Below are 12,792 nucleotides of genomic sequence, written 5' to 3' on the forward strand. Positions count from 1 at the left end.
GCTTGAGCTTCAATCGAAAACACCGCTGAACAGCAGAAAAGCGCCCACTAGAACACTAGGAGCGCCACACATGTTCGAGGTTGATTCCGATGTGGCTCTGATCGACAAGATCAGTGCTGCGGCGCGGGCGGAGTCGGCGGCGATCGCGGGGCGGCTGGCTGCGATTGGGGCGTTGGACAGTCTGCGGGAGCAGGAGTTGGCCGAGTCGATCTTTTGGACCACCGACCCGTTCGAGGAAGTCTCGGCCGAAGTGTCGGCGGCGTTGCGGATCAGTCGGGGCCGGGCCGGCACCCAGATTCATCACGCCCGGGTATTACGCGACAAACTCCCGTTGGTGGCCGCCCGGTTCGCTGTTGGCGACATCGACTACCGGATCGTGCGGACGCTCATCGCCCGCACCGGCATCGTCGACCCCGCAGTATGGGCCGGCCTGGATGAAGAACTCGCCACCCGGGCGCATCGGTGGATGCGGTTGTCTGAACGGCAGTTGCGGGATCGGGTGGATCAGTGGATCGCCAAACTCGACCCCAACGGGGTGCGGGTCCCACCCCCGATCGACGACGGCCGGTTTGTTCAGGTCGAGGCGAGCAGCCCCGGCATGGCCTCGGTGTGGGCCAACATCCACGCCGCTGACGGGGTCGCGTTGAGTCAACGCCTGGATGCGGTGGCTGACACGGTCTGCAACCACGATCCGCGTACCCGCGAGCAGCGCCGCGCCGATGCGGTGGGGCCGGTGGCCCGACTCGAATCCCGCATGCCGTGTCTGTGTCGGCGTGAGGACTGCCCGGCCGCACAGCAGCGGGCGGCCGCGGATGCGGCGGTGGTGCATGTGCTGGCCGACCAATCCACCGTGAACGGGACCTGTGATGATCCGGGGTATCTGGTCGGCCATGGCATCCTGCCCGCCGAGTCCGTGCGGGATCTGGCCGCCACCGGCACGGTCAAACCGGTACGCATGCCCGCTGCGGCTGAGCCGCGGTACCGCCCGTCGGTGGCGTTGTCGGAGTTCATCCGGTGGCGCGATCTGACGTGCCGGTTCCCTGGCTGTGATGCCCCGGCCGAACGCTGCGACATTGACCACACCGCGCCCTGGCCCGCCGGGCCGACGCATCCGTCGAACACCAAACTATTTTGCCGGGCACACCATTTGGTGAAAACGTTCTGCCCCGGCTGGACTGACCGTCAACGACCCGACGGCACCATCGAGTTCACCACCCCCACCGGACACACCCACGTGACCGAACCCCACGGCGCCGGTCTGTTCCCCACCCTGGCCCACCCCACCGGGGACCTCAACCTCCCCGACCCCGAACCGCAAGCCCCGCACCCCGATCGCGCTTCGAAGATGCCCAAACGCTCACGCACCCGCGAACAAGACCAACGTGACCGCATCGCAGAAGAACGACGCCTACGCGCCGAACTCAACAACGACCTCGCCTACGAACGCGACTACCAAGCCTGGCTCGCCGAAGAAAACGGACCACCACCACCCTTCTGAGCAGGGGCGATCAACCTTCGGTGGGCTCGGCCGCGTTCTGAGCGGCGTACTCCCCCGGCGTGCTGCCCAGCATGGACCGAAAGTCGTTGATGAAATGGGCCTGGTCATACCAGCCGAGTCGTACTGCGAGATCAGCAAAGTCGACTCCCGGCACGGTCTCGATCTCCAAAGCCGCCTGCTGCAGCCGATATCGGCACAGTACCCATTTGATCGTCACCCCGACATAGCGCCGGAACACCCGCTGCGTGGTTCGCGTACTCCACGGCGAGAGCTCCATGACCTGCTCCACCCGCTGCAATGTCGCGTCGTCACGCATCCGGTCGATCAACGGGCAGAGCGCACGGTAGGTCGGGTCGGGCTCACCGGCCATCGCACCGATCGCCTCGTCCAGATCCGGTGCGCCCAACAACCCGTCGTCCACCGGCACTACGCGGCCGGTGAGCGCCGCAGCGTCCCCACCGAAACGGCCAACGAAACCACCGGGACGAAATCGCGCCCCAACCACACCACCCCGACCGCTGATCGTGATGCGGAAAACCTCGGGCACCACCCCGTGCAGCAACGTGGCGGGCAGCCGATGCCCATGGCGCACAACATCATCGCCCCACTCGCTGGTGAGATGCATGGCAGGGAAGGTGATCACCGTGCTCTCGAATGGACCTGCCTCATGCCGGTCCCAGGCCACCGACCAGAAGTGCTCGACGAAGCTCGCAGCCGCCTCCGACGGCGCCCACCGCTGAAGGTCGAATGCCGAGGCACTGCCCGCACGGCCGACCACGCCGCGCATCGGCGCGTTCTGCTGTGACGCGTTTTTCCAAGCCGGCATCGACCCCAGCCTACGAAACTGGTCGGCATGAGTGTCACACCGATTCCGGAGGGCTACACGAGCCTGACCCCGTTCATCTGCGTCGACGGCGCTGCCGACGCGATCGCTTTCTACCAGACCGTGTTCGGTGCCACGGTCGTCGAGCGGATGGACGGCGCTGATGGCACCGTCTCGCATGCCGAGCTGGATTTCGGCAACGGTCGACTGCAACTCGGCGACCCACAGGAGTCCTTTCAGATCGCCGCTCCCGCACCAGGCGACCCGGCAACCTATTCGATGGGGCTGTACTGCCCCGACGTCGATGACGTGGTGACCCGCGCGGAGAATGCCGGGGCGACCATCCGCGAACCTGCGCAGACGTTCGTCACCGGTGACCGGTTCGCGTCCGTCCTCGACCCGTTCGGTCTGCGCTGGACCGTGATGACCCGCGTCGAAGACCTCACGCCCGCCGAACGTGAACGACGCGTCGCCGAATGGGCGGCCACCGCCGGCGGCTAACGTGGCGGGATGTCTTGCGTGTTCTGCGCCATCGCCGCAGGTGATGCCCCCGCCATCCGCATCTACGAGGACGACAACTACCTGGGCATCCTCGACATCAGGCCGTTCACCCGAGGACACACCCTGGTGATCCCGAAGCGGCACAGCGTCGACCTGACGGATACGCCGGCCGAGACCGTGGCGGAGATGGCCCGCATCGGTCAACGCATCGCGCGTGCAGCCCGCCGATCCGGACTGCACGCCGACGGCAACAACATCGTGATCAATGACGGCAAAGCCGCCTTCCAGAGTGTGTTCCACATCCATCTGCACGTCGTGCCGCGCCAAACCGGCGACAAGCTGTCCTTCGTCAAGGGCATGATGGTGCGCCGCGATCCGGACCGCGAGGAATCGGGACGCCTGTTACGTGCAGCGTTGGCGGAGCTCGACGAATCCGCGCAGGATTGAGCCCATGAGCATGCCCTGGTGGGAGCGGTACATCGGCCTCCCGTTGCTGTTGCTGCACGACAAGGTCTACAAGGCCACCGACGGCCGGATCGGCCATCACATCCCAGGCGGTCCGACCGCCCTGATCCTGCATACGGTGGGTGCCAAAACCGGTCTGCAGCGCGCGAATTCGCTGACCTACGCAAAAGACGGCGATAACTACCTCGTCGTGGCGTCGAAGGGTGGTGAACCGACGGCACCCGGCTGGTACCACAACCTGAAGGCAAATCCGCAGGTCGAGATCAACGTCGGCCCCAAGCGATTCGGTGTGACGGCCACGCCGGTGATGCCCGATGAGCCCGACTACCCGCGGCTGTGGGAGATCGTCAACGCGATGCCGGGCAACAAGGACCGTTACAAGGGGTACCAGAAGCGGACGTCACGTCCGATCCCGGTGATCGTGCTGAGCCCCTAGAACAGCTCCTTGGCCAGCAGTTCCAGGGTGGTGTCACGGGCCGTCGCGGTCGTCGGATCGGCGCCGCGGCGAGCCGAGCCCACGGGGTTGACCATCACCTCGTCGACGTCGAATTCCTCGGCCAAGGCCCGGACCTGCTCTGCCGCCTCGGTAGGTGAACCGACCACGGCGCGCGCGAGCCCGGAGGCCACAACGGCCTGCGCCTGCGGGGTCATGGTCGTCGCCTCGGCGTCCTCGACGAGATCGAGGGCGCCGAGCGGCTGGCCGGTGCGCAGCCGGCCCATCATCTGCAATTGCGGCAGGAGCAGGGCCCTGGCCTCTTCGCTCGTCTCTGCCACCGAGGCGTTGACAGTCAGGAAGGTCACCGGCTCGGACGCCAGATCGCTGGGCTGGAACTCGTCGCGGTAGACGGCCAGCGCCTCGGCGGTGCCGTGCCCGGAGAAATGGTGGGCGAAGACGTACGGCAGCCCCTTGGCCGCGGCCAGGTGCGCTGAGTACATCGACGAGCCGAGCAGCCACATCCGGGGTTCGGTGACCGCGACGGGCGTCGCCTTGAGCACGTAGTTCTCCCGCATCAGGTCGCGCGGCAACGGCACCCGGACACCGCGCGCACTCATCAAGGCCACCACGTCGTCGAGGTATTGCGGGAACGCTTCGATGTCGCGATCGTCGCGCCCGGCGGCGCCACGCAGGGCCAGCGAGGTGACCGGGTCTGATCCTGGGGCCCGACCGATGCCTAGATCGATTCGACCGGGATGGGCGGCCTCCAGCAGCGCGAACTGTTCGGCCACCGCCAGCGGTGCGTGGTTGGGCAGCATCACCCCGCCCGACCCCAGCCGCAGTTGCGTGGTGTGCGCGGCGAGATGCGCGATCAGCACCGGCGGGCTGGTGGCGGCCACCGCGGGCATGTTGTGGTGCTCTGCGAGCCAGTAGCGGGTGTATCCGAGCCGGTCAGCGGTCTGCGCCAGGTGTGTCGTGGCCGTCAGGGCATCGGCAGTGGACTGGTCGGTGCGAACCGGGACGAGGTCGAGGACAGAAAGCCGCATGACAGCGTCAACGTCACGAGCGGCCCGGTTCGTTCCCGTCCGCCTCGGTCACCAGGTGCTCGGCGGTGACGAAGATGTCGTCGAGCATGGCAGGCGTGAGCCGGCCGGTGAAGGTGTTCTGCTGGCTGGGGTGGAAGCATCCGAGAAGCGTGACCGGGCCGAACGCCGAGGTCAGCGACGCCGTTGCACCGTGGCCGAACTTTGGGGCGGGTTTGGGGCGATCCCCGATCAACTCCAGCGCCGCCCGCCAGGCAAAGCCGCCCAATGCGATGACCACGCGCACCGACGGTCCGGCCAGCCGCCATTCGGCCTGCAACCATGGCGCGCAGGTGGCCCGCTCGGCCGGTGTCGGCGCATTCGCCGGAGGAGCGCAGCGCACCGCGGCTGCCATCCGGGTGCCTCTCAATTGCAGACCGTCAGCGGCGTCGACGCTCTCGGCCTGGTTCGCCAGACCGGTCCGGTGCAGCGCGGCGAACAGGAAATCCCCCGAGCGGTCGCCGGTGAACACCCTGCCGGTGCGGTTGGCACCCTGCGCGGCCGGCGCCAGCCCGACGATGAAGATCCGCGGCCGCTCCGAACCGAACCCCGTCGCCGGGCGACCCCAATATGGTTGATCGGCAAAAGATTTCCGCTTGGCGATCGCGACCTCTTCGCGCCAGGTGACCAACCGGGGGCAGGCCCGGCACACCGAGATCAGCGCGTCCAACTCGTCCACCGACCCGGCCCTGGCCGCCAGCCGCCGCACCTGCGCGGCGGTCTTCGCCACCGGAGTGGATGGGGTGGCCGGATCACCGGGCCAGCCCGAGCCTGGCGGTACCGGGGACGTGAACAGTTCTCCGGTCCTTGGATGAGCGAGCTCCATCAGCTCACTGTGCCCGAAATTCCGTCGCGACGGGTGCGGGCACGCTGCTAGATTCGGCCGCGATAGCCATGACCGACACCAAGCGCGGCCCACTGCTGCTGATCCTGTTCGCCGCGCTGATGGCCGGGGCGGGCAATGGCATCACGATCGTCGCATTCCCCTGGCTGGTGTTGCAGCGCAACGGTTCCGCGCTCGACGCGTCGATCGTGGCGATGGCCGGGACCCTGCCGCTGCTGATCGCCACGCTGATCGCCGGGGCAGCCGTGGACTATCTGGGCCGGCGGCGCGTCTCGATGATCTCCGATCTACTGTCGGCCCTGTCTGTGGCGGCGGTTCCGGCGCTGGCCCTGACCTTCGGGGTGGACGCGGTGAATGTCGCGGTGCTGGCAGTCCTGGCCGCGTTGGGCGCCTTCTTCGACCCGGCCGGGATGACGGCCCGCGAGACCATGCTGCCCGAGGCCGCCGGCCGCGCGGGGTGGACGTTGGACCACGCCAACTCCGTGTACGAGGCGGTGTTCAACCTGGCCTACATCGTCGGTCCAGGCATCGGCGGCCTGTTGATCGCCACCATCGGTGGAATCAACACGATGTGGGTGACCGCCGGGGCGTTCTGCTGTTCGATCCTGGCCATCTCGATCCTGCGGCTCGAAGGTGCGGGCACGCCGGACCGCTCCATGCTGACCGAAGGCGTCCTCGCGGGCATCCTCGAAGGGCTTCGATTCGTCTGGTACACACCGGTATTGCGCACCCTCGCGATCGTCGACCTGGTGGCCACCGGGCTGTACATGCCCATGGAATCAGTCCTTTTCCCGAAATACTTCACCGACCGCAACGAACCCACCGAACTGGGCTGGGTACTGATGGCGCTGAGCATCGGCGGGTTGCTGGGGGCGCTGGGCTACGCGGTGATGTCGAAATACATGAGCCGACGGGCCACCATGCTGACCGCGGTGATCACGCTCGGCGTGGCGATGACGGTCATCGCGTTCCTGCCACCGCTTCCACTGATCCTGGTGCTGTGCGCGATCGTCGGGTTCGTCTACGGGCCGATCGCGCCCATCTACAACTACGTCATGCAGACCACCGCCCCACAGCACCTGCGCGGCCGCGTGGTCGGCGTGATGGGTTCACTGGCCTACGCCGCCGGACCGCTCGGGTTGATCCTGGCCGGGCCGCTGGCCGACGCCGCCGGCCTGCACGCGACGTTCCTGGCCCTGTCCCTGCCGATGCTGCTGCTTGGCCTGGTCGCGGTCTTCCTGCCGGCGCTGCGTGCCTTGGACTCCGCTCGTCAGCATTGACTCTGCGCCCACGGTGAGAAACTGCGGGTGATCAGCGCCCTCCCCGCAGAGTCAACGGCCCGAACTACGATTCCGGTGTGGAATCCGCGCTGTCGAAGTTGATCGCCGAACTGCCCGAGGGGGTCGTGGTCACCGACCCCGACATCCTGGCCTCCTACCGCCAGGACCGGGCTGCCGATCCGGCGGCGGGCACCCCGCTGGCGGTGGTTCGGCCGACCCGCACCGAGGAAGTCCAGACCGTGCTGCGTTGGGCCGGCGAGCATCGGGTGGCTGTGGTGCCGCGTGGCGCAGGGACCGGGTTGTCGGGCGGCGCGACCGCGCTGAACGGCGGGATCGTGTTGTCCACCGAGAAGATGCGTGACATCACCGTCGACCCGGTCACCCGCACCGCTGTCGTGCAGCCCGGCCTGCTCAACGCTGAGGTGAAGAAAGCCGTTGCCGCACACGGACTCTGGTACCCACCCGACCCGTCGTCGTTCGAGATCTGCAGCATCGGCGGCAATGTCGCGACCAATGCGGGCGGGCTGTGCTGCGTCAAGTACGGCGTGACCACCGACTACGTGCTCGGGCTGCAGGTGGTGCTGGCCGACGGCACCGCGGTACGGCTGGGCGGCCCGCGCTTGAAAGACGTTGCGGGCCTGAGCCTGACGAAGCTGTTCGTCGGAAGCGAGGGGACGCTGGGAATAGTCGCCGAGGCGACGCTGCGGCTGCTACCCCCGCAGCACTCCCCGTGCACTGTGGTGGCCACGTTCGATTCCGTGGAAGCCGCGTCGAACTCGGTCGTGAAGATCACCGGCAAGATCCGGCCGTCCATGCTGGAGTTCATGGACTCCGTGGCGATCAACGCCGTCGAGGACAAGCTCAAGATGGGCCTCGACCGCAACGCCGCGGCGATGATGGTGGCCGCGTCCGACGATCGCGGTGCCGCGGGCGCCGACGACGCCGCGTTCATGGCCCAGGTGTTCACTGAATGCGGTGCCACCGAGGTGTTCTCAACCTCAGACCCGGACGAGGGCGAGGCCTTCGTGGCCGCCCGCCGTTTCGCCATCCCGGCCGTCGAGGCCAAGGGCTCACTGCTGCTGGAGGATGTCGGTGTGCCGCTGCCCGCACTGGCAGACCTGGTCAGCGGGGTGGCCGCGATCGCGGCCCAGCGGCGACTGCTGATCTCGGTGATCGCCCATGCCGGTGACGGCAACACCCACCCGCTGATCGTGTTCGACCCGGCCGACGCCGATGAGGCGCAGCGGGCTCAGCTGGCGTTCGGCGAGATCATGGACCTCGCGATCGGCCTGGGTGGCACCATCACCGGTGAGCACGGCGTGGGCCGGCTCAAGCAACCGTGGCTGGCCGGCCAGATCGGCCCGGACGCCATGGAACTCAATCACCGGATCAAGCGGGCGCTGGACCCACACAACATCCTCAACCCCGGCGCAGCGATCTAGCCCGGACTCAGGCCGCTGCGAACATCGTCAGCAGATGGCTTGTGCGCCAGGCGATCAACGCAAGGAATACCAGTAGCACCGCCACCGAGACCCCGGCCTGGATGGCATTTCGACGCGCGCTCGGGGCGTACACGTAAGCGGCGGCGATACCCGCGCCCGTGATCAGGCCGCCGATGTGGCCCTGCCAGCTGATCGCCCCGGTTCCCAATGCGGGCCCGGCGAAGGTGAACACCAAGTTGATGATGACGACGGCAGCGATCATGCGGACGTCGAGTTGGAGCTTGCGGGCCACCACGAAGATCGCACCGAACAGGCCGAAGATCGCCCCGGATGCGCCGGCGGTCGGGACGTTGACCGGCGTGAGCAGGTAGACCAGTACCGAACCGCCCAGGGCGCTGAGCGCATACAACGCCCCGTATCGCAGCCGGCCCAGCCACTGCTCCAGCGGCGGACCCACAACGTAGAGGGCCCACATGTTGAACAACAGGTGCATCACGCCGTAGTGCAGAAAAGCCGAGGTCACCAGCCGGTAGTACTGGTCGTAGACCGCGATCCCCGGGGCCCACAACGTCAGCTCCTCGGTCACCCGATCCCCCGAGGCCATCTGCAGCACGAACATCACGACGTTCACCGCGATCAGCGCGTAGGTCAGGATCGGCGCCCCGGCACGGGCCACCCCGCCGAACTGCGTGCGCTCGGCCCGCACCGACCTGGCGCCCTCGTTGACGCACTCCACACACTGATGGCCGACGGCCGCCGAGCGCATGCACTCGGGGCAGACAGGGCGCCCGCAGCGGGTGCAGCTCACATAGGTGGGACGGTCCGGATGCCGGTAACACGTCGGCGTCTGGGCAGGTAGCTGCGGCGTGCCAGGGGTGTTCATCACGCCCGAGCCTAATGCGGGTCCGACTATTGACACAGATGCCACGACTGTCGTACGAATAAGACATGGCAGCGACTTTGTCTCATAGCTCCGCCCGGTTCGTTCCCGCCGACGCCGACACCTGGCCCAATCCGTGGCCGATGTACGCCGCTCTGCGCGACCACGATCCCGTGCACCACGTCGTGCCCGAGGAGTCGCCGGAGCACGACTACTACGTGCTCTCCCGGCACGCCGACATCTGGGCGGCCGCCCGGGACCACGAGACCTTCTCCTCGGCGCAGGGCCTGACGGTCACCTACGGAGAGCTGGACATGATCGGGCTGGCCGACAACCCGCCGTTCGTCATGCAGGACCCACCGGTGCACACCGAGTTCCGCAAGCTGGTCTCGCGCGGGTTCACCCCGCGTCAGGTGGAAGCGGTGGAGCCCAAGGTGCGGGAATTCGTCATCGAGCGCCTCGAGGGGTTGCGCTCGAATGGCGGCGGGGATATCGCCGCCGAGTTGTTCAAGCCGCTGCCCTCGATGGTCGTCGCGCACTACCTCGGGGTACCCGAGGCAGACCGGGACCAGTTCGACGGCTGGACAGACGCCATCGTCGCGGCCAACAGCTCGGCCGGCGGTATCACGGCGGCGATGGGCACCGCCGGGGCTGCAGTGGCCTCGATGATGGGCTACTTCTCCGAGCTCATCGAACGACGCCGCCGCGAGCCCGGCGACGACACCATCTCGCACCTGGTGGCCGCGGGCGTCGGTGCGGACGGCGACATCGCCGGCGTGCTGTCGATCCTGGCCTTCACGTTCACCATGGTCACCGGCGGCAACGACACCACCACCGGAATGTTGGGCGGCGCAGTGCAACTCCTGCAGCAGCGGCCCGATCAGCGTCAACTTCTGATCGACGACCCCGAACTGATCCCGGAAGCTGTCGACGAGTTCCTGCGGCTGACCTCGCCGGTGCAGGGTCTGGCCCGCACCACCACCCGCGATGTCACCATCGGCGACACCACCATCCCGGCCGGGCGCAAGACGCTGTTGCTGTACGGCTCGGGCAACCGCGACGAGCGTGAATTCGGTGAGAACGCAGCCGAACTTGACGTGCGACGCGCCCCGCGCAACATCCTGACCTTCAGCCACGGTGCACACTTCTGCCTCGGCGCAGCAGCTGCCCGCATGCAGTCCCGGGTGGCACTGACCGAATTGCTCTCCCGCTATCCCGATTTCGAGGTCGACCTGGACGCGGTGGTCTGGGCCGGCGGCAGCTATGTGCGACGGCCGTTCTCCGTGCCGTTCCGAGCCGGGGCCTGATGCCCCGCGACTGGTTGTCGGCCCGGCGGTCCGAAGTGGCCGCCGACCATATCCTCGACGCCGCCGACTCGCTGTTCACCCAGCAGAACGCGGCGACCGTTGGCATGCACGAGATCGCCGCCGCCGCAGGATGTTCCCGCGCCACGCTGTACCGCTATTTCGAGAACCGCGAGGCGCTCTACACCGCCTATGTGCACCGCGAGGCACGTCGGCTGTACGAAGAGGTCAGCGAACAGGTGGCCACGGTCACCGATCCGGCGCAGCGCCTGATCGAGGGCGTGATCACCGCGCTGCGGGCAGTGCGTGTCAGCCCGGCGCTGTCGTCGTGGTTCGCCACCGCTCAACCGCCGATCGGCGGCGAGATGGCCGAACACTCCGAGGTGATCCGCGCGTTGGTGGAAGGCTTCGTGCGTTCACTCGCCGGCGAAACGGGGCAGAGTGACGACGTCGTGGGCCGCCGCGCCAGGTGGCTGGTGCGCGTCATGGTGTCGCTGCTGGTCTTCCCCGGCGTCGACGAGGCGGACGAGCGGACCATGCTGGCCGAGTTCGTCGCCCCGCTGGTGATCCCGTCAGGACTGCGCGCACAGTAGCCGATTGCCCGGCACGCAGGGCGAACCTGCCCCATACTTTCGATTATGGCCAGCCACCCGACGCCACTGCCGCCGCTCCCGGCGGTCACCAGCATTGCCGAGGTTGTCTCGGCCATCGACACGGTCACCGATTGGGCTGTGGAAACGTCAAGTCGGCTGGGCTATTTCGCCGCCCTGTACAAAAGGATCACCATCGCAGTAGGCACCGCGGTCGACGCCGGCACATTCGAGGACGGTCCACGGATGGACCGGCTCGACGCGGCGTTCGCACAGCGCTACTTCGATGCGCTCAACGGTTACTTCCACCCGGACCGGTACCCGAAACCCACCCGGTCCTGGCGGGCCACCTTCGAGTGGGCCGACAAACCCGCACCGATCCTGGTGCAGCACATGCTCGCCGGCGTCACCGCCCACATCGTCCTCGACCTCGGCATCGCGGTACAGGGTCTCGTGGGAGCAGGCCGGCTACCGTCGCTGCACAAGGACTTCGACACCATCAACGCCGTGCTGGCGAGCCAGATCGCCGGGGTGGTCAACGACATCAACGAGCTGTCACCGGCGCTGGCCGACATTTATGCCGTGCTCCAACAGCATCAGATCTTCGTCCTGAACGAGGCGATCCGCTCCCTGCGTGACAGCGCATGGCGGTTCGCCACGGTGCTGGCGTTGGAACCCGGATTCGCGCGGCCACCGACGATCTGGGCCCGAGACCTCCAGGTGAGCCGGCAGGCGCAGGCCGTGTTCGACCCACCCAGCCTGGTCGGCGCCTTCGATCTGGCGATCAAGGAGATCGCCGCGCGCGAGAGTCGCGATGTGGCCCACAACGTTCGGGTGCTCGACCAGATCGCCGAGACGCCCGCCCCGATTCAGACAGTGCTTTGACGGTGTGAGGCCGGGCGGCGTCAGGCCACCCAGTAGGCCTGCGCCTTGATGGACTTGCGCGGGATCCCGTATTCCTCGCGGAAGACCCGTGCCACGGCCCGGGTGGTGCGGTTGTTGCATGCGACCCAACCGAAATGGTCCGATGCGTCGAAGGCCGACGCGCTGACGGTCGCCAGCAGATCTTCTTCCGCCCGGTCCACCCAGATGATCTCCGCGCCACCGGTGACCGGCAGCTCGCGGTCGTCGTCGTATCCGGCCTCCAGGAAGACCCAGGCCGGGGTATCCCCGATCGCGTCCAACAGTGAGTTGATCGCGGGAAGCGACGCCGTGTCACCGACGATCACATAACCGGCCGGTGCCGGCTCGGGTAGGGCGAAGTTGCTGCCGAGGACCGTCACGTCCAGGACGTCGCCGGACTGGGCCGCACGGGCCCAGCGGGTGGCGATGCCGTCGTGCATGGCGAAATCGATGTCCACGGTGCCGGCGTGCGGGTCGGCGTTGACCAGGGTGTAGCCGCGCTGATGAGCCTTGCCGTCGTCGGGAAACCAGCCCCGCACCCACATCGTCGGATGAACCCGATGCTCAGCGAGCAGTTTTTCCGCTTTGAAGTGAAGTCGGAGGTAGTTCGGCGTGAGCTCGGTACGGCCCGAGACCGTCAGCTCGTAGTCACCGCCCCGCCAGAGTTTGACCAGGGCCCCCTCGAGCCCGCGCGACGCCTTCTGCTCGGCCATGCGTACCTCCCGTGAACCTTCTTGTTAGGTA

General features: G+C 67.4%; 14 protein-coding genes. 9 read left to right on the top strand and 5 right to left on the bottom strand.

What is annotated here, in order from left to right; genetic code table 11:
* The first annotated feature begins 70 nt into the window (after window positions 1-70).
* Window positions 71-1,498 carry an HNH endonuclease signature motif containing protein gene (locus tag AC4ELH_RS26085; protein ID WP_498887647.1) on the top strand — a complete coding sequence of 476 codons (1,428 nt, stop codon included), beginning with the start codon at window positions 71-73 and terminating at the stop codon, window positions 1,496-1,498.
* Window positions 1,499-1,508: 10 nt separating this feature from the next.
* On the opposite strand, the gene AC4ELH_RS26090 is transcribed toward AC4ELH_RS26085, so the two are convergent.
* Window positions 1,509-2,324 (bottom strand): AraC family transcriptional regulator, encoded by an 816-nt coding sequence (locus AC4ELH_RS26090; RefSeq protein ID WP_498887648.1) that lies wholly within the window; start codon window positions 2,322-2,324, stop codon window positions 1,509-1,511.
* 27 nt (window positions 2,325-2,351) lie between these two features.
* Between AC4ELH_RS26090 and AC4ELH_RS26095 the strand changes: the two genes are divergently transcribed.
* From AC4ELH_RS26095 to AC4ELH_RS26105, 3 genes are read left to right on the top strand one after another with little or no spacing between them, the layout of a single operon-like run.
* Complete coding sequence (locus AC4ELH_RS26095; RefSeq protein WP_498887649.1) at window positions 2,352-2,822, top strand: VOC family protein; 471 nt, start codon at window positions 2,352-2,354, stop codon at window positions 2,820-2,822.
* A 9-nt stretch (window positions 2,823-2,831) separates the two neighbouring features.
* A complete protein-coding gene (locus AC4ELH_RS26100) occupies window positions 2,832-3,269 on the top strand; it encodes an HIT family protein (RefSeq protein ID WP_064960379.1) in 438 nt (145 codons plus the stop codon).
* A gap of 10 nt (window positions 3,270-3,279) precedes the next feature.
* Window positions 3,280-3,723, top strand: coding sequence for a nitroreductase family deazaflavin-dependent oxidoreductase (locus tag AC4ELH_RS26105; protein WP_064886710.1), 444 nt, complete (start codon window positions 3,280-3,282; stop codon window positions 3,721-3,723).
* Here the strand turns inward: AC4ELH_RS26105 and AC4ELH_RS26110 are convergent.
* Window positions 3,720-4,769, bottom strand: coding sequence for an LLM class flavin-dependent oxidoreductase (locus AC4ELH_RS26110; RefSeq protein ID WP_064960380.1), 1,050 nt, complete (start codon window positions 4,767-4,769; stop codon window positions 3,720-3,722). The two genes, AC4ELH_RS26105 and AC4ELH_RS26110, sit on opposite strands and share 4 nt — an antisense overlap.
* Window positions 4,770-4,782: 13 nt before the next feature.
* Window positions 4,783-5,631 (bottom strand): uracil-DNA glycosylase, encoded by an 849-nt coding sequence (locus tag AC4ELH_RS26115; protein ID WP_498887651.1) that lies wholly within the window; start codon window positions 5,629-5,631, stop codon window positions 4,783-4,785.
* A 68-nt stretch (window positions 5,632-5,699) separates the two neighbouring features.
* On the opposite strand from AC4ELH_RS26115, the gene tap reads away from it, so the two are divergent.
* Together tap and AC4ELH_RS26125 are read left to right on the top strand one after the other, a co-directional pair.
* Complete coding sequence (gene tap, locus AC4ELH_RS26120; protein WP_498887652.1) at window positions 5,700-6,929, top strand: multidrug efflux MFS transporter Tap; 1,230 nt, start codon at window positions 5,700-5,702, stop codon at window positions 6,927-6,929.
* Between the two features lie 77 nt (window positions 6,930-7,006).
* Window positions 7,007-8,371, top strand: coding sequence for an FAD-binding oxidoreductase (locus tag AC4ELH_RS26125; protein WP_498887654.1), 1,365 nt, complete (start codon window positions 7,007-7,009; stop codon window positions 8,369-8,371).
* Between the two features lie 7 nt (window positions 8,372-8,378).
* On the opposite strand, the gene AC4ELH_RS26130 is transcribed toward AC4ELH_RS26125, so the two are convergent.
* Window positions 8,379-9,254 (bottom strand): rhomboid family intramembrane serine protease, encoded by an 876-nt coding sequence (locus AC4ELH_RS26130; RefSeq protein ID WP_082963593.1) that lies wholly within the window; start codon window positions 9,252-9,254, stop codon window positions 8,379-8,381.
* 65 nt (window positions 9,255-9,319) lie between these two features.
* Between AC4ELH_RS26130 and AC4ELH_RS26135 the strand changes: the two genes are divergently transcribed.
* The 3 genes from AC4ELH_RS26135 to AC4ELH_RS26145 are packed head-to-tail and all read left to right on the top strand — an operon-like array spanning window position 9,320 to window position 12,030.
* Window positions 9,320-10,558, top strand: a complete 1,239-nt coding sequence (locus AC4ELH_RS26135) for a cytochrome P450 (RefSeq protein ID WP_055116338.1) — start codon at window positions 9,320-9,322, stop codon at window positions 10,556-10,558.
* Window positions 10,558-11,148: a TetR/AcrR family transcriptional regulator gene (locus AC4ELH_RS26140; RefSeq protein ID WP_448448468.1), complete on the top strand. Its 591-nt coding sequence runs from the start codon at window positions 10,558-10,560 to the stop codon at window positions 11,146-11,148. Before AC4ELH_RS26135 ends, AC4ELH_RS26140 begins: the two co-directional genes overlap by 1 nt.
* 45 nt (window positions 11,149-11,193) lie before the next feature.
* Window positions 11,194-12,030, top strand: coding sequence for a DUF5995 family protein (locus AC4ELH_RS26145; RefSeq protein WP_064886680.1), 837 nt, complete (start codon window positions 11,194-11,196; stop codon window positions 12,028-12,030).
* Window positions 12,031-12,050: 20 nt separating this feature from the next.
* Here the strand turns inward: AC4ELH_RS26145 and AC4ELH_RS26150 are convergent, their stop codons facing one another.
* Window positions 12,051-12,761, bottom strand: a complete 711-nt coding sequence (locus tag AC4ELH_RS26150) for a siderophore-interacting protein (RefSeq protein WP_448448469.1) — start codon at window positions 12,759-12,761, stop codon at window positions 12,051-12,053.
* Between the last annotated feature and the right edge of the window lie 31 nt (window positions 12,762-12,792).

It is taken from the genome of Mycobacterium shunyiense (assembly GCF_058270075.1).